Annotated in this window: 14 protein-coding genes; 11 read left to right on the forward strand and 3 right to left on the reverse strand. The window is 64.5% G+C overall.

Annotated elements, in window-relative coordinates; translation table 11 throughout:
• Nucleotides 1-68: 68 nt before the first annotated feature.
• From OU426_RS04900 to OU426_RS04950, 11 genes are all read left to right on the forward strand, one after another.
• Entirely contained in the window at nucleotides 69-3374 is a 3306-nt protein-coding gene (locus OU426_RS04900) for a calcium-binding protein (protein ID WP_267632733.1), read from the forward strand.
• A 67-nt stretch (nucleotides 3375-3441) separates the two neighbouring features.
• Complete coding sequence (locus tag OU426_RS04905) at nucleotides 3442-3897, forward strand: universal stress protein (protein ID WP_267632734.1); 456 nt, start codon at nucleotides 3442-3444, stop codon at nucleotides 3895-3897.
• A 103-nt stretch (nucleotides 3898-4000) separates the two neighbouring features.
• Entirely contained in the window at nucleotides 4001-4564 is a 564-nt protein-coding gene (locus tag OU426_RS04910; protein WP_267632735.1) for a NifU family protein, read from the forward strand.
• Nucleotides 4554-5210: a tRNA (adenosine(37)-N6)-threonylcarbamoyltransferase complex dimerization subunit type 1 TsaB gene (gene tsaB / locus OU426_RS04915; protein ID WP_267632736.1), complete on the forward strand. Its 657-nt coding sequence runs from the start codon at nucleotides 4554-4556 to the stop codon at nucleotides 5208-5210. Before OU426_RS04910 ends, tsaB begins: the two co-directional genes overlap by 11 nt.
• Nucleotides 5207-5635: a ribosomal protein S18-alanine N-acetyltransferase gene (gene rimI, locus OU426_RS04920; RefSeq protein ID WP_267632737.1), complete on the forward strand. Its 429-nt coding sequence runs from the start codon at nucleotides 5207-5209 to the stop codon at nucleotides 5633-5635. Before tsaB ends, rimI begins: the two co-directional genes overlap by 4 nt.
• A gap of 173 nt (nucleotides 5636-5808) precedes the next feature.
• Nucleotides 5809-6804 carry a BMP family lipoprotein gene (locus tag OU426_RS04925; protein ID WP_267632738.1) on the forward strand — a complete coding sequence of 332 codons (996 nt, stop codon included), beginning with the start codon at nucleotides 5809-5811 and terminating at the stop codon, nucleotides 6802-6804.
• Between the two features lie 8 nt (nucleotides 6805-6812).
• Nucleotides 6813-8378 carry an ABC transporter ATP-binding protein gene (locus OU426_RS04930; RefSeq protein WP_267632739.1) on the forward strand — a complete coding sequence of 522 codons (1566 nt, stop codon included), beginning with the start codon at nucleotides 6813-6815 and terminating at the stop codon, nucleotides 8376-8378.
• Nucleotides 8378-9472, forward strand: a complete 1095-nt coding sequence (locus OU426_RS04935) for an ABC transporter permease (RefSeq protein ID WP_267632740.1) — start codon at nucleotides 8378-8380, stop codon at nucleotides 9470-9472. The genes OU426_RS04930 and OU426_RS04935 overlap by 1 nt, the downstream gene beginning before the upstream one ends.
• Nucleotides 9472-10440: an ABC transporter permease gene (locus tag OU426_RS04940; RefSeq protein ID WP_267632741.1), complete on the forward strand. Its 969-nt coding sequence runs from the start codon at nucleotides 9472-9474 to the stop codon at nucleotides 10438-10440. Before OU426_RS04935 ends, OU426_RS04940 begins: the two co-directional genes overlap by 1 nt.
• 252 nt (nucleotides 10441-10692) lie before the next feature.
• The gene (locus OU426_RS04945) at nucleotides 10693-11607 is read left to right on the forward strand and encodes a sulfite exporter TauE/SafE family protein (protein WP_267632742.1); all 915 of its coding nucleotides are present in this window, start codon (nucleotides 10693-10695) and stop codon (nucleotides 11605-11607) included.
• Nucleotides 11604-12362, forward strand: a complete 759-nt coding sequence (locus tag OU426_RS04950) for a TIGR02186 family protein (protein ID WP_267632743.1) — start codon at nucleotides 11604-11606, stop codon at nucleotides 12360-12362. The genes OU426_RS04945 and OU426_RS04950 overlap by 4 nt, the downstream gene beginning before the upstream one ends.
• A gap of 4 nt (nucleotides 12363-12366) precedes the next feature.
• Here the strand turns inward: OU426_RS04950 and OU426_RS04955 are convergent, their stop codons facing one another.
• From OU426_RS04955 to OU426_RS04965, 3 genes are all read right to left on the reverse strand, one after another.
• Nucleotides 12367-13110 carry an SDR family oxidoreductase gene (locus OU426_RS04955; RefSeq protein ID WP_267632744.1) on the reverse strand — a complete coding sequence of 248 codons (744 nt, stop codon included), beginning with the start codon at nucleotides 13108-13110 and terminating at the stop codon, nucleotides 12367-12369.
• Nucleotides 13111-13347 (reverse strand): Lrp/AsnC family transcriptional regulator, encoded by a 237-nt coding sequence (locus OU426_RS04960; RefSeq protein WP_267632745.1) that lies wholly within the window; start codon nucleotides 13345-13347, stop codon nucleotides 13111-13113.
• Between the two features lie 80 nt (nucleotides 13348-13427).
• Entirely contained in the window at nucleotides 13428-14969 is a 1542-nt protein-coding gene (locus tag OU426_RS04965) for an ATP-dependent DNA helicase (RefSeq protein WP_267632746.1), read from the reverse strand.
• Nucleotides 14970-14996: the final 27 nt, after the last annotated feature.

Genomic DNA, 14996 nt, shown 5'->3' on the forward strand with positions numbered 1-14996 from the left:
ACGTCGGTCAGCATGGATTAACCTTTCCGCCCTAGCCTGCCAGCAGGTGGGACAGGAGCGGACAACGCATGGTCGGCTACAGCTTCGCAGGCCTTCTTGGCACCGGAAATCCGAGCTTCTCCTCCAACGTCTTCGATCTCGACATCGTCTGGATCAACGGCCAGCCGAGGCTCGTCACCACCGCGCTGCCCGGACCCGGGGCGGGTTATGCGCTTTACGATATCTCGGGTTCTGGCACAGGCACGCTGGTCGCGCTTCAGGGCTATTCGGCGCCGATCCGTCATGGCACGCGGCCGGAGGTCCTGATCCTGCCCGATCTGGCCGGATCCGGCGCGCAACTGATCGCCGCGGGTCTCACGCCCTCGGGCTGGGCGAGTTATGACCTGACGGCAGGTGGTTTCGGCGCGAGCCTGAACCATCCGCTCAGCTTCGATCCGACGGCGGTGGCGGGTTATGCGGCGGGTGGCCACACTTACGTCTACCTCGCCCCGGAAGGATCGGACCGACCCCTCGCCTTCGACCTGTCCGACAGCGGCACAATGACGCCGGTCGCGCCCCCGGCAAGCCTAACCATCGGTGCCAATATCGACTGTCTCGCCGTGGCGACGACCGGCCACGGCGACTATTTGCTTGCGGCTTCCGCCGCCGGCAACGTGCTGACTGCCTATGCGATCAGCGCGAATGGCGCGATCACCCAGACGAGCCAGATATCGGTCGATTTCGGCATCGGTTTTTCGAAACCGACCGAGGTGGCGAGTGTCACGCTGCACGGCATGACCTTCGCTGTCGCCGCCGCGTCCGAAAGCTCCTCTCTCTCGACCTTCCACCTGCTTCCCGGCGGGCTTCTCTACGAGGCCGACCATGTGGTCGACAATCTCTATACGAGGTTCGCGGGTGCGACGGCGCTCACGACGCTGGAGGTTGCAGGGCGCGCCTTCATCTTTGCGGGCGGATCGGATGACGGGATCGAGGTGATGACCATGCTGCCCGACGGGCGGCTCGTCTCGCTGATGACAATCACCGACACTGGGGCAACATCACTTGCCGACGTGACTGCGTTGAGCGCGGCGGTGATCGGCGGGCAGATCAAGCTTTTCGCCGCCAGCGCGACGGAGGGCGGCATCAGCCTGATCGACCTTGCGCTCGGGCCGCTTGGCATTTCGCTTTACAAGGATGCGGGCGTGCAGGCTGGCACGGGCGCGAACGACCTTCTGTTCGCAGGCTCTGCCACCACCGCGATCTATGGCGGCGGTGGCGACGATCTGATTGTCGGAGGGGGCGCGGGCGGCGGCGCAGCGCTCTACGGCGGAGCGGGCAGCGATACCTTCATCCTGTCGCCCAGCGCTGCACAGATTGTCGTCGGCGACTTTCAGGCAGGCGTCGACAAGCTCGATCTGACAAGCTTTCCGATGCTGCGCTCGACCGATCAGCTGACGATGCTGCAGACCGCGACAGGTGCCATGATCTCGTTTGGGACCACCACCATTTGGGTCGAGAGCTTTGACGGAAATCCCATCCCGTTTACGGCCTTCGGACAGGTCCAGATGCTGAAGCTCACGCATTTCGCGCCGGTCAACTCCACAGAGATCATGATTGGCACTAACGGCGCCGACTGGATGCAGGCTGCTGCCGCGCCGACCAGCCTCATCGGGCTCGACGGCGATGACACGCTGGCCGGCGACGACGGGCAGGACATGCTCGACGGGGGTAACGGCGCGGACTTTCTGACCGGCGGCAACGGCAACGACCGGCTCTTTGGAAAGCTGGGCAACGATCAGCTCAATGGCGATGCTGGCGACGATTCACTGGACGGTGGCGACGGGCATGACTCGCTGGAAGGCGGCGCGGGAAACGACACCTGCTACGGCGGCATCGGATATGACATTTTCCTCGCTGGCGACGGCGATGACATCTGCTTCGGCGACTGCGGATGGGACAGCCTTTGGGGCGGGATCGGGTCAGACACTTTTGCGGGTGGACTGGGCAACGATCTGCTGATGGGGGAATACGGCGACGATGATCTGTCGGGTGACGAGGGCGAAGACGAGCTGCGCGGCGGCCCGGGCAACGATTGGCTGCGCGGTGGCGATGGACACGACTTTCTGTCGGGCGGCTATGGTCTCGACACGCTTGTCGGCGGCGAGGGGAGCGATGGGCTCTGGGCAGGGCCCGACGCCGATTCTCTCTATGGCGGCGGTGGCGACGACAGGTTGGAAGGACAGTCCGGCGACGACCTCATGGACGGCGGGGACGGGAACGACACGCTCTCGCTCGGCCAAGGGAATGACACTGCCTTCGGGGGCACAGGCGACGACCTCATATATGATGCGGGCGGTGACAGCCTGATCCTGTGCGGTTTCGGTAGCGATCTGGTGTTTTCCGACGACGGCGACGACACGATTGACGGCCAGGAAGGCGCCGACACGCTCTATGGCGGCGCGGGAAATGATCATCTGAAGGGTGGAGACGGCGCAGATTGGCTGACCGGTGACAGCGGCGACGATCGTCTGGAGGGCGGCAATGCCGACGACATACTTCAGGGCAATCTCGGCAACGATCGGCTCTACGGCGAGGATGGGAACGATTGCCTGTCGGCGGGTGAGGGCAATGATTCTCTCTACGGCGGCGATGGCAATGACAGCCTATTCGGCCGCACGGGCGACAACTACTTCGATGGTGGCATTGGCCTCGACACGATCGTGATGGAGGGCGGCAACGACACGGCCTACGGCGGAGATGATGCGGACTGGATCAGGGTGGTCGGGGGACCAGGGCTGATCTACGGCGGAAAGGGGAGCGACGACATCGTTGGCGGTAGTGCGGCCGACACAATGTACGGCGGTTGGGGCGATGACAGCATCTACGGTGGCGATGGTACGGATGTGATCGATGCCGGCGGCAACGATGATTTCGTCAGCGGCAACACCGGCAATGATACGATCCTCGGCGGCAACGGCAAGGACACGGTTTATGGCGGCCAGGATGACGACCTTATCGACGGCGGCGACGACAATGACAGCCTCTCGGGCGACAAGGGTGACGATATTCTGATCGCGGGCGAAGGCCGCGACCGGCTGAGCGGAGGCGAAGGGGCCGACATATTCCGCTTCCTCGCCCCGAGCGAAATGGGGTTTGGCAGCGGATCTGACACGATCGATGATTTCACCAACGGGCTCGACCGGCTGGATTTTTCCGGCCTCGGCCTGCATTTCGCCGGCACCGCCTTCACCGGCGCCGCGAACCAACTGATCTACACCGTCTCCGGCGGCAGCGCGACGGTCTGGCTCGATGTCAATGGCGACGGCGGCGCCGATTTCTCGCTGCTTCTTACCGGCGTCTCTTGGCTCTCGGCAAGCGACTTCACCCTCGTCTGACCTGCGATCGCGCGATTGCCTTCGGGCCGCTGCCGCGACATGATGGCCGGGCCTCAAGGGGATCCGAATGCGCAAGTTTCTCGTCGTCCTGGACGATACACGCGAATGCCTGAACGCGATGCGCTTCGCCGCGCTGCGTGCCGCCCATACCGGCGGGGGCGTGACGATCCTGTCGATCGTCCAGCCCGACGACGCGCCCCACTTCATGGGGGTCGCCGACCTGATGCGCCAGGAGGCGCGCGAGCGGATCGAGGCCCATTTCGAGGTTTTCGCCAAATGGATGCGAGACCGGCAGGGGATCGACCCGGAACTGGTGATCCGCGAGGGCGAACCGGTGGCGGAGATCCTCGGGCTGATCCGAGAGGATGTCGAGATCGGTGTCCTGGTCCTTGGTGCCGGGACCGACAAGGCAGGCCCCGGCCCGCTCGTCACGCAACTGTCGCGATCCTCGGGCAGCCTGCCGATTCCCATCACCATCGTGCCTGGCGACATGTCGAAGGAAAGACTGGAGAGCATTACCTAGTAGGCCTGCGCCAAGGTTTTGACGCAGCTTTAGAATCGTTCCAATCCTTGACTTCGCCCGAACCGAGGCGCATATCCGACTGGAATAGTAGGAAAGCTCCGCCATGTTCATCCAGACCGAATCCACCCCGAACCCCGCGACGCTGAAATTCCTGCCCGGCCAGACGGTGCTTGAGGTCGGCACCGCCGATTTCCCCTCCGCCGAGGTGGCCGGAAAATCCCCGCTCGCCCGCCGCATCTTCGCGGTCGAAGGCGTGGGTGGCGTGTTCCTTGGGTCGGACTTCGTAACGGTGACCAAGGCCGATGCGGTGGACTGGACCCATATCAAGCCTGCGATCCTCGGCGCGATCATGGAACATTTCCAGTCGGGCGCCCCGGTGATGGAGGGCGAGGCGACGCCGGGCGGCGGCCATGCGCGCCATGAGGGGCCGGACGGCGAGATCGTGAAGCAGATCAAGGAGCTGCTTGATACGCGCGTCCGCCCGGCCGTGGCGCAGGACGGCGGCGACATCACCTTCCACGGCTTCGATCGCGGCGTCGTCTATCTGCATATGCAGGGATCCTGCGCGGGCTGCCCCTCTTCGACTCTGACCTTGAAGATGGGGATCGAGAACCTTCTGCGCCACTATATCCCGGAAGTGACCGAGGTCCGGCCCGTTGCCGCCTGAGGCGCTGATCCTTGCCTTCGACACGTCGGCCGCGCATTGCGCGGCCGCGCTCGTCTTGGGCGACAAGATCCTGTCCGAGCGGACCGAGCCCATGGCCACCGGGCAGGCGGAACGGCTGTTCCCGATGCTGGAAGAGATGCTTGATGGCGCCGGTTGCCGCTGGGCGGACCTGACGGCGATCGGGGTCGGCATCGGCCCGGGCAATTTCACAGGCGTGCGGCTTTCGGTCTCGGCGGCGCGCGGGCTATCGCTGTCGCTCGGCGTTCCGACCGTCGGCGTGTCGAGCCTCGAGGCACTTGTCCATGGAGTCGACGAACCCTGCATCGCCAGCCTCGATGCACGGCAGGGCAGGCTGTATGTTCAGCTGTTCTGCCCGGCACATGTCGCCGCGCCGGTACTGTGCGACCTGGACACGTTGCCGGATATGCCGGCCGCTATCCGGCCCGTTTGCATCGGTTATCAGGCCGAGGAGATCGCGGCGCGCGTCGGTGGCCGCCCTCAGGCGCACGGTCACAATCTGCCCGTTGCCATCGCGCGGTTGGCGGCAGCCAGATACATGGTCACGGTAAGCGCCCCCGCCCCCCTCTACCTGCGCCCCGCCGATGCCGCGCCATCGCGTCAGGCGCCGCCGGTGATGCTGCCGTGAGGCCTTCGGCCGAAGCGCTTGCCGCGCTCCATGCGGCGGCCTTCACCTTCCCGCGCCCATGGTCGGCGGCCGAGATCGCGCAGCTTCTCGACGATCCGCTCTGTTTCCTCAGCCACCGCGCGGACGGTTTCGCGCTTGGCCGCGCCGTCGCGGGCGAGGCGGAACTTCTGACCATCGCCGTTCATCCGGACGCACAGGGGCGAGGTGTCGGCGGGGCGCTGCTTGCCGAGCTGATCGGCCATGCCCGTAGCCGGGCGGCCGAGCGCATGTTCCTCGAGGTTGCGGCGGGCAATGAGTCGGCCATCCGGCTTTACCTGGCGGCAGGTTTCACCCGGATCGGAGTACGTCGGGGTTATTTTGCCGACGAAGCCACCCGGATAGATGCCTTGGTCATGGCGCGTGACCTTGGGGCAGCCGCTCCTTAGGCGCTTGATAGCGCTCACAAATTTGACCTTATGGTCAAAATTCATTGTCAAGCCCCGAGAATCCTGTTGACCGCCCCATAGCCTTCGGCGCTAATCAGACCGATCCGACAGAGATCGCCCTGCCCCGGCGGGGCCGTCCGCAATTGGACAGACGTTCATTCAGGGAGCCAGACATGAGCCTCATGCATAAATTTCTAGGCGCAGCTGCCACGCTTGCACTGACCGCGGGCGTTGCCGCAGCCGATCCGGCGATCATCTTCGATCTGGGCGGCAAGTTCGACAAATCGTTCAACGAAGCCGCCTTCAACGGCGCGCAGCGCTGGGCCGCGGAAACCGGCGGCACGTTCAAGGAACTCGAAATGCAGTCGGAAGCCCAGCGCGAACAGGCGCTGCGTCGCCTGGCCGAAGCGGGCGCCAACCCCGTCGTGATGACCGGCTTTGCTTTTGCCGACGTCCTGTCGAAGGTCGCGCCCGATTTCCCCGACACCAAATTCGCAATCGTCGACGTCGATTGGCTGGACCTGCCCAACGTTCAGCAGGTTTCCTTCGCCGAGCATGAGGGCAGCTATCTGGTCGGGATGATGGCGGCGATGGCGTCCAAATCCGGTACCGTGGGCTTCATCGGCGGTATGGATGTGCCGCTGATCAGCAAATTTGCCTGCGGCTATGTCCAGGGCGTGAAGGCGGCAAACCCGGACGCCAAGGTCATCCAGAACATGACCGGCACAACGCCGGCTGCCTGGAACGACCCGGTCAAGGGCGCCGAACTCGCCAAGGCGCAAAAGTCGCAAGGCGCCGACGTGATCTATGCCGCCGCCGGCGGCACCGGTATCGGCGTTCTGCAGGCTGCCGCTGACGAAGGCATCCTGTCGATCGGCGTCGACAGCAACCAGAACCACCTGCACCCGGGCCAGGTCCTCACCTCGATGCTGAAGCGCGTCGACAATGCGGTCTATGACGCGTTCAAGGCTGGAACCGATCTTGAAACCGGCACGATCCGGGTCATGAACCTTGCATCCGAAGGCGTTGGCTATGCGCTGGATGACAACAATGCTGCGCTGGTCACCGATGAGATGAAGGCTGCCGTCGATGCCGCGGCCGAGAAGATCAAGTCGGGCGAAATCCAGGTGCATGACTTTACGACCGACAGCACCTGCCCGGTTCAGTGAGCTAGGCGATGGCGGGGGGAGTTCAGGAGGGGCGGCAGGCAACTGCCGCTCCCGCGATCGAATTGCGCGGCATCTCGAAAGCCTTTGGCCCGGTTCAGGCCAACAAAGACATTTCGATCGCCGTGCCCAAAGGCACGATCCACGGGATCATCGGCGAGAACGGCGCGGGCAAGTCCACGCTGATGTCGATCCTCTACGGCTTCTACAAGGCCGACCGGGGCGAGATTCTGATCAATGGCTCCCTCACCTCCATCCCCGACAGCCAGGCCGCGATCCGCGCGGGTATCGGCATGGTTTTCCAGCATTTCAAGCTGGTGCAGAATTTCACCGTCCTTGAAAACGTTGTGCTGGGCGCCGAGGACGGCCCGCTTTTGAACACGTCGCTCGCCAAGGCGCGCAAGGTTCTGACCGATCTGTCGCATGAATACGAGCTTGATGTGGACCCCGATGCACTGATCGAGGATCTGTCGGTTGGCCATCAGCAGCGCGTGGAAATCCTGAAAGCGCTTTACCGGCAGGCCGATATCCTGATCCTGGACGAGCCGACGGGCGTTCTGACGCCGTCGGAGGCGGATCACCTGTTCCGCATCCTCAAGGGTTTGAAGGAGCAGGGAAAAACCATCATAGTCATCACCCACAAGCTGCGCGAGATCATCGAGAATACCGACAATGTCAGCGTCATGCGGCGCGGCACGATGGTCGGTCATGTAAAGACCGCCGAGACGAGCCCCGAGGAGCTGGCCGAACTGATGGTCGGCCGCAAGGTGCTTCTGGAGGTCGAGAAGGCACCGGCCAGCCCCGGCGATGTGGTCTTGAAGGTCGAGAACCTGCGGGTGGTCGACGAGGCCAAGGTCGAGCGGCTGAAGGGCGTGTCCTTCGAGATCCGCAAGGGCGAGATTCTTGGCATTGCCGGGGTGGCCGGCAATGGCCAGTCGGAATTACTGGCGGCGCTTGGCGGTATCCAGAAGGCTACGGGCAAGGTGACGTTGAGCGGCGCCGAACTGCCCTTGTCCGGCCCCGGCGCCGACGGACGGACGCGGCGCGAGGTGGGGGTTGGCCATATTCCCGAAGACCGGCAGGTGCTGGGCCTGATCATGGATTTCGCCGCCTGGGAAAATGTGGCGTTCGGTTATCACCACGACCCGAAGTACCAGAAGAATTCTCTTCTGATGGACAATGAGGCGATCCGGGCCGACACGGAAAAGAAGATGCAGACCTTCGACGTGCGGCCGCCGATCGCGAGCCTTCCGGCCAAGAGTTTCTCGGGCGGGAACCAGCAGAAGATCGTGGTGGCGCGCGAGATCGAAAGCGACCCGGACGTGCTTCTGGTCGGGCAACCGACGCGGGGCGTCGATATTGGCGCCATCGAGTTCATCCACAAGCGGATCATCGAACTGAGGGACGCGGGCAAGGCGATCCTGCTCGTCTCGGTCGAACTGGACGAGATCATGAGCCTGTCGGACCGGATCGCGGTGATGTTCGACGGCCATATCATGGGCGAGAAGCTGCCCGGCGAGACCGACGAGCGGGAACTCGGCCTGCTGATGGCGGGCGTCAGCGGGGAGGCAGCCTGATGGTGAAACTTCCGACCTGGGCGGACGTGATACTCGTCCCGCTCATCAGTCTGCTTCTGGCAGCGATCTTTTCGGCCATCGTGCTTCTGGCGATCGGGCAAAGCCCGATGGAGGCGATGAAGGTCATGGTCGAGGGCGCGGTGGGTTCGCCCTATGCCTGGGGCTATACGCTTTATTATGCCACAAGCTTCATGTTCACCGGCCTTGCGGTGACGGTGGCCTTTCACGGCAGCCTCTTCAACATCGGCGGCGAAGGTCAGGCGCAATTGGGCGGGCTTGGCGTGGCGCTGGTCTGCCTGTCGATCAACTGGCCGCACTGGGCGCTCGCCCTTCCGGCGGCGATGATCGGGGCTGCGCTTTTCGGCGCGGCCTGGGCGGCGATCCCGGCCTATCTGCAGGCCAAGCGCGGCAGCCATATCGTGATCACCACGATCATGTTCAACTATATCGCCGCGGCGCTGATGATCCATATTCTGGTGAACGTGCTTCGCCCGGCCGGCCAGATGGACCCCGCCTCGGCCAACTTCCCCGAAGGGACCAACCTGCCGACCCTGCACGAAATCCCGGGCCTCAGCCTCATCTTCACCAAGCAGGTGCCCGCGAACGTGACCTTCTTCATCGCGCTGATCTGCGCCTATCTTGTCTGGGTCCTCTTGTGGCGCACACGGCTTGGCTATGAGATCCGCGCCTTCGGCAAGTCCGAAAAGGCCGCGGCCTATGCGGGGATTTCCTCCTTCAAGATCATCATGGTCGCCATGCTGATCTCTGGCGCCCTGTCGGGCCTGATGGCGATCAACAATGTGATGGGCGAAAGCGGGCGGCTGTTGCAGAACGCGTCCGAGGGCGCGGGCTTCATCGGCATCGCGGTGGCGCTGATGGGCCGGAACCATCCTGTCGGCGTGATCCTGGCAGCGATCCTTTTCGGCTTCCTCTTCCAGGGCGGCGCCGAGCTTGGCCTCTGGACCTCGATCCCGATTGAACTGAGGACCGTCGTGCAGGGCCTGGTGATCCTCTTCACCGGGGCACTTGATCAGATGGTGCGGATGATGCTCGGCTTCGTCTTCCGCCCGAGCCTGGCGAAAGGGGCGGCGTGATGGACTACGATACGCTTCTACAGATCCTTGGTGCCTCGATCCGCTTCGGCACGCCCCTGCTTCTGGCCTGCCTTGCCGGGCTTTATTCCGAACGCGCGGGGATTTTCGACATCGGGCTGGAAGGCAAGATGCTGATGGCCGCGATGTGCACGGGCGCCGTCGCCGCGATCACCGGGTCGGTCTGGATCGGGCTGCTGGCCGGGATCGCCGGGTCGCTATGCTTCGCGCTGGTCCATGGCATCGCCTCGATCACCTTCCGGGGCAACCAGCTGATATCCGGCGTTGCGCTCAATTTCGTCGCCTCCGGCATCACTGTGCTGATCGCGCAGGCGCTCTTCCGCCAGGGTGGCCGTACGCCCCCCCTGAGCGGTGATGGCCGCTTCAACCCGATTACGCTCCCTTTCGCCGATGCCCTGTCGTCGGTCCCGCTTCTCGGGCCCTTCTATGCGAAGGTCCTGTCGGGTCATGTGATCCTCGTCTATGTCGCCTTCCTTCTGGTGCCCTTGACCTGGTGGGTCCTCTATCGCACCCGGTTCGGACTGCGCCTGCGGGCCGTAGGCGAAAACCCGGCCTCGGTCGATACGGCTGGCGTTTCGGTCGTTCGCCTCAGGTTTTCAGCGGTGATCATCACCGGCGTTCTGTGCGGCCTTGCGGGCGCCTATATGTCGGCCGGGCTGCAGGCGGGCTTCGGGCGCGAAATGACGGCCGGGCGCGGCTATATCGCGCTGGCCGCCCTCATCTTCGCCAAATGGCGGCCCTGGGCGGCACTTGGCGCGACGATGCTCTTTGGCTTCCTTCAGGCACTCGCCCTCAGGCCGGATGTGATCACCCGGACGGTCGGCTTCGACGTGCCGGTCGCGGCCCTTGACGCCCTGCCCTACATTCTCACCGTCATCGTTCTTGCCGGTTTCGTCGGCCGCGCCATCCCGCCCCGCGCGGGCGGCGAGCCCTATGTGAAGGAGCGTTGATCCGGGCCGCGCGCCTCGCCCCAGCGCGGCGCGCACGCCAAGGGACCGCGCGACCTACGCTTGCACGACATGCTTCGAGGAGGCCGCGCGGCCGGGCTGGACCGCCCAGTCGGTCGGTTTTGTGAGTCTCTGTTGCAATGCTGACCCAAAACGTGACCGGATCACGGGGATTTTTGCCCTTCTGCCTTTGACAGTCCGGAAAACTCGCCGCATCACGGAGAACAAGTCTTCACCCTGCCATGACAGGCCGCGATGCAGTTTTATCTGCCGATTGCCGAGGTTTCCGTGAATGCCTTCGTGCTCTTCGGGCTCGGCGGCATCGTCGGTATCCTGTCGGGCCTCTTCGGGGTCGGCGGCGGCTTCATCATCACGCCGCTTCTGTTCTTCATCGGCATTCCGCCGACCGTCGCGGTCGCGACCGGGGCCAATCAGGTGGTGGCCTCGTCAGTTTCAGGCGTGCTTGCACATCTTAAACGCAAGACCGTCGACATCCGCATGGGCACGGTCCTGCTTGCGGGCGGCATGGCCGGATCGGCCTTTGGCATCTGGCTTTTCAACTATCTCTCGCGCCTCGGCCAGATCGACCTGACGGTGCAGCTGGCCTATGTGCTCTTCCTCGGCACCGTGGGCGCAATGATGCTGCAGGAAAGCCTGCGCGCGCTGAGACGGTCGAAGAGATCGGCCCCGATCAAGCGGCATCAGCACATGTGGGTGCACAAGTTGCCCTTCAAGATGAAGTTCCGCACCTCGGGCCTTTATATCAGCGTCATCCCGCCGCTTCTGGTCGGTTTCTTCGTGGGCGTGCTGGCGGCGGTGATGGGCGTGGGCGGCGGGTTCCTGATGGTGCCCGCGATGATCTATATCCTCGGCATGCCGACCAAGGTGGTGGTGGGAACCTCGCTCTTCCAGATCATCTTCGTCGCGGCCTTCACCACCTTCATGCATGCCTGGACCAACCAGTCGGTGGACCTGATGCTTGCGCTGATGCTGATCCTCGGCGGGGTGATTGGCGCGCAGATCGGCGCGCAACTGGCCCTGCGGCTCCGGGCCGAGCATCTGCGCGTGCTCCTCGCCCTCCTCGTCCTGTCGGTCGCAGGCAAGCTTGCCTTTGACCTTCTCGTACGTCCGGACGAGCTCTATTCGATCGCCGTCGGGAGCCGGGCATGAAGCGGTTTATCATCGCCGCCTTCCTGGCGTTCGCAGGTCCCGTTCTCGCCGAAGAGGATGTGGTCGCGGGCCTCAGCCAGGACCGGATCGACATCACGGCGAACTTCGACGGGTCGGACATTCTGATCTATGGCGCGGTCAAGCGCGATGCGCCGGTACCGCCGGGCGCGCTTGACGTGATCATCACGCTTGAAGGGCCGGGCGAGGCCGAGGTGGTGCGGCGCAAGGCCCGCGTCCTTGGCCTGTGGATCAACACCGACAAGGTGGTGATCGACCGGGCGCCGAGCTTTTATGCGGTGGCGACGACCGGCGCCTTTTCCGAGATCATCTCTGATACCGAGGATCTGCGCCACGCCATTTCGATTCCGCGCGCCATCCGCTCGGTCGGCGCGCCACAGACCATTCAGGATTCGCAAACTTTCACCGAAGCGCTGATCCGCATCCGCGAGGCGCGCCATCTCTATTCGCTCGATCAATATGCGGTGCGGCTGACCGACCAGACCCTGTTCCGCGCCGATTTCGACCTGCCCGCGAACCTCGTCGAGGGCAATTACAAGACCCGGATCTTCCTTCTGCGCGACAAAAGGGTGGTGAACCTCTACGAAAAGACCATTTTCGTCCGGAAGGTCGGGCTGGAACGCTGGCTTTTCAACCTGTCGCGCCAGCAGCCCGCCGCCTATGGATTGCTCGCGCTGGTCATTGCCGCCCTTGCAGGCTGGGGCGCTTCGGCGGGGTTCCGTCTCTTGCGCCGATAGGGGCTCAGCCCCGCCCGACGAAGGGCATTTTCGTCGCCATGATCGTCAGGTTCAGGACATTGGCCGTAAGGGGCAGCGTCGCCATGCCATAGACGGCGTCGGCGACATGGGCGACATCCATCAAGGGTTCGGGCTGGACCCTGCCGTCGGCCTGTTTCGCCCCCTGCCCCAGCGCGCTGGCAAGTTCGGTTTCGGCATTGCCGATATCGATCTGGCCGCAGGCAATGTCGAAGGGCCGACCGTCAAGCGCCAGAACCTTGGTCAGCCCGGTGATCGCATGTTTCGTCACCGTATAGCCGAGTGAGCCGGGCCGGGGCGCGTGGGCCGAGATCGAGCCGTTGTTGATGATCCGCCCGCCTTGCGGTCGTTGCCTGCGCATCTGGCCAAAGGCCGCGCGGGCGGCATAGACCATGCCGTTGAGGTTCACATCGACGATCGCCTGCCAGTCGGTCAGCGCCACCTCGTCGATCAGACCGGCCTTCGGGAAGATGCCCGCATTGTTGAACAACACGTCGATGCGGCCGAAGTGCCGGGCGGTCTCTTCAAAGGCCGCCTCGACCGCTGACGCGTCGGCGACGTCGCAGGCAAGGGCCAACGCGCTCGCCCGACCGGCCGCCACTTCGTCGAGCACGGCGCGGCGGCGCGCGAGAAGTGCCACGTTCCAGCCCGCGTCGAGAAAGCGTTCGGCGACTGCCCGGCCGATCCCGGCGGAGGCGCCGGTGACGACAAGCGTGCCGGGCGCGGCCATTCAGAAGGCCTTGAAGGTCATGGTGGTCAGCGTCCGGCTGATACCCTCGATGCCGAAGAGCCTTTCGTTCAGCCAATGGCCGACATCGGCATCATCGGGGATATAGACCTTGGCGATCAGGTCATATTCGCCGGAGGTCGAATAAAGTTCCGACACGACCTCGCGGTCGTAGATCGCATCGGCGACCTCATAGGTCTTGCCGGGATGGCAGCGGAACTGGACGAAAACGCAGCGCATGGGCGAACTCCCTCGTTTGGGGCGAGACTAGAAGGTTTGGCGGCGGACCGGAAGCCCGGGACGACAGGCCAGAAGGCGCCTCAGACCTCCGGCTCCGTTGCGTCCAGGCTGAGGGGCGCTGCGCTGCGCGGCAGGTCGTCGGTGGTCAAGGGCAGGGCCGGGCGGGCCAGACGGTTCCTGACCACCCAGTGCAGACGTTTTTCCGTCCGGGTGATCGCTACGTAGGCAAGGCGTTTCCACAAGGGAATGCCCGCCTCGCTCCGCCCGGTGCGGGCGGCGACGAAAAGATCAGGGGCGAAGACCTGAACTTCCTCCCATTGCGAGCCCTGCGCCTTGTGGATCGTCACCGCCGCGCCATGCAGGAAGGCCGCGCCCATGCGGGCGGCGTAGGGGATGAAGGGTTCCTCCTCATCCGGCAGTTCGATCTTGATGATCGAGGCGGCAGAGACGCGCGGGTCCTCGGCCCCCATCACGTGCAGTCGCGAAAAGCCGGGCTTGTTGCCGGGGCCGAGGTAGATGACCTGCGCCCCCTTGATGAGGCCGCGCGCCTCAAGGTCGATGCGTTTCTTGCGGTGTTTCAGCGGCAGTTCGATTCCGTCGCAGATCAGGGGCTCGCCCGGCAGAAGCGCATCCGCCGGCGCGCCATAGGCGGCGCGAAAGGCCTGGATCAGCCGCACCCGGGTCTGGTTGCGCCAGACGAGCGCGGGCGAGCGCGCCATCAGCCCGGCATCCACCCGTTCCGACCAGACCACCCGGTCGTCGCGCCGGGCGGCGTCGGCCACCATCCGCTCGAAGGTTTCGAACTCCAGCGCCTCGTCGCCCAAGGCATGCGCCAGATCGAGGATCGGATTGTCCTCGGCCTGCCGGTGCACGCGGTGCAGGTGCAGGCGGCGGCTGGCCGGCAGCTTGTCGAACACCATCTCGCCCGACTGGCCGACGGGGGCAAGCTGTGCGGGATCGCCGAAAAGGACGAGCGTCGGGAAGATTTCGCGCAAATCTTCAAACTGACGTTCATCAAGCATCGAGGCTTCGTCAACGAACCCCACATCCAGCGGATCCTCGCGCCGTTTCCAGCCGAGGATGAAATCCGACCCCCTGAGGCCCGCCGCCGCCAGGGCGCCGGGGATGGATTTTACCTGATCATAGAAGGCCTTGGCCCGGTCGAGCGCCTGATCGGTCAGCCCTTCGACTGTCGGGCGGTCGCCCGTGCCGGCCAGCCATTCGGCGATCTTTTCATATTCGGGGTCGTAGACCGGCGTGTAGAGGATGCGGTGGATCGTGGTCGCGGGCACGCCGCGCGAGCGAAGCACGGAAGCAGCCTTGTTGGTGGGCGCCAGAACCGCCAGCGTTCGGCGATCCTTGCGGCGCTTGCCTTCGTAATCGCCCGATACGATGTCGACGCCTGCCTCGGTCAGCGCCCGGGTAAGGCCCGCAAGCAGCATGGTCTTGCCCGACCCCGCCTTGCCAGTCAGCGCCAGGACCGATGCCTTGCCCGGCGCGTCGGGCGTCAGCCCGCCCTCATCGATATCGATCCCGGCACCGAGAAGCATCTCGGCCACGCGGTCCCAGGCCTCTGCCTGATCTTCGGAAAACTGATGGCTGGCAACGGCAGGGGACGACATGGCCGGACCCTATCCGCCCCGCCCGGC

The organism is Frigidibacter sp. RF13 (genome assembly GCF_026626305.1).
In the GTDB taxonomy this organism is placed as follows: domain Bacteria; phylum Pseudomonadota; class Alphaproteobacteria; order Rhodobacterales; family Rhodobacteraceae; genus TMP-24.

Excerpts from the sequence above, each read along its gene's own strand:
- OU426_RS04900 (WP_267632733.1), top strand. The coding sequence starts at position 69 with ATGGTCGGCTACAGCTTCGCAGGCCTTCTTGGCACCGGAAATCCGAGC.
- OU426_RS04905 (WP_267632734.1), top strand. The coding sequence starts at position 3,442 with ATGCGCAAGTTTCTCGTCGTCCTGGACGATACACGCGAATGCCTGAAC.
- OU426_RS04910 (WP_267632735.1), top strand. The coding sequence starts at position 4,001 with ATGTTCATCCAGACCGAATCCACCCCGAACCCCGCGACGCTGAAATTC.
- OU426_RS04925 (WP_267632738.1), top strand. The coding sequence starts at position 5,809 with ATGAGCCTCATGCATAAATTTCTAGGCGCAGCTGCCACGCTTGCACTG.
- OU426_RS04930 (WP_267632739.1), top strand. The coding sequence starts at position 6,813 with ATGGCGGGGGGAGTTCAGGAGGGGCGGCAGGCAACTGCCGCTCCCGCG.
- OU426_RS04935 (WP_267632740.1), top strand. The coding sequence starts at position 8,378 with ATGGTGAAACTTCCGACCTGGGCGGACGTGATACTCGTCCCGCTCATC.
- OU426_RS04940 (WP_267632741.1), top strand. The coding sequence starts at position 9,472 with ATGGACTACGATACGCTTCTACAGATCCTTGGTGCCTCGATCCGCTTC.
- OU426_RS04945 (WP_267632742.1), top strand. The coding sequence starts at position 10,693 with ATGCAGTTTTATCTGCCGATTGCCGAGGTTTCCGTGAATGCCTTCGTG.
- OU426_RS04950 (WP_267632743.1), top strand. The coding sequence starts at position 11,604 with ATGAAGCGGTTTATCATCGCCGCCTTCCTGGCGTTCGCAGGTCCCGTT.
- OU426_RS04955 (WP_267632744.1), bottom strand. The coding sequence starts at position 13,110 with ATGGCCGCGCCCGGCACGCTTGTCGTCACCGGCGCCTCCGCCGGGATC.
- OU426_RS04960 (WP_267632745.1), bottom strand. The coding sequence starts at position 13,347 with ATGCGCTGCGTTTTCGTCCAGTTCCGCTGCCATCCCGGCAAGACCTAT.
- OU426_RS04965 (WP_267632746.1), bottom strand. The coding sequence starts at position 14,969 with ATGTCGTCCCCTGCCGTTGCCAGCCATCAGTTTTCCGAAGATCAGGCA.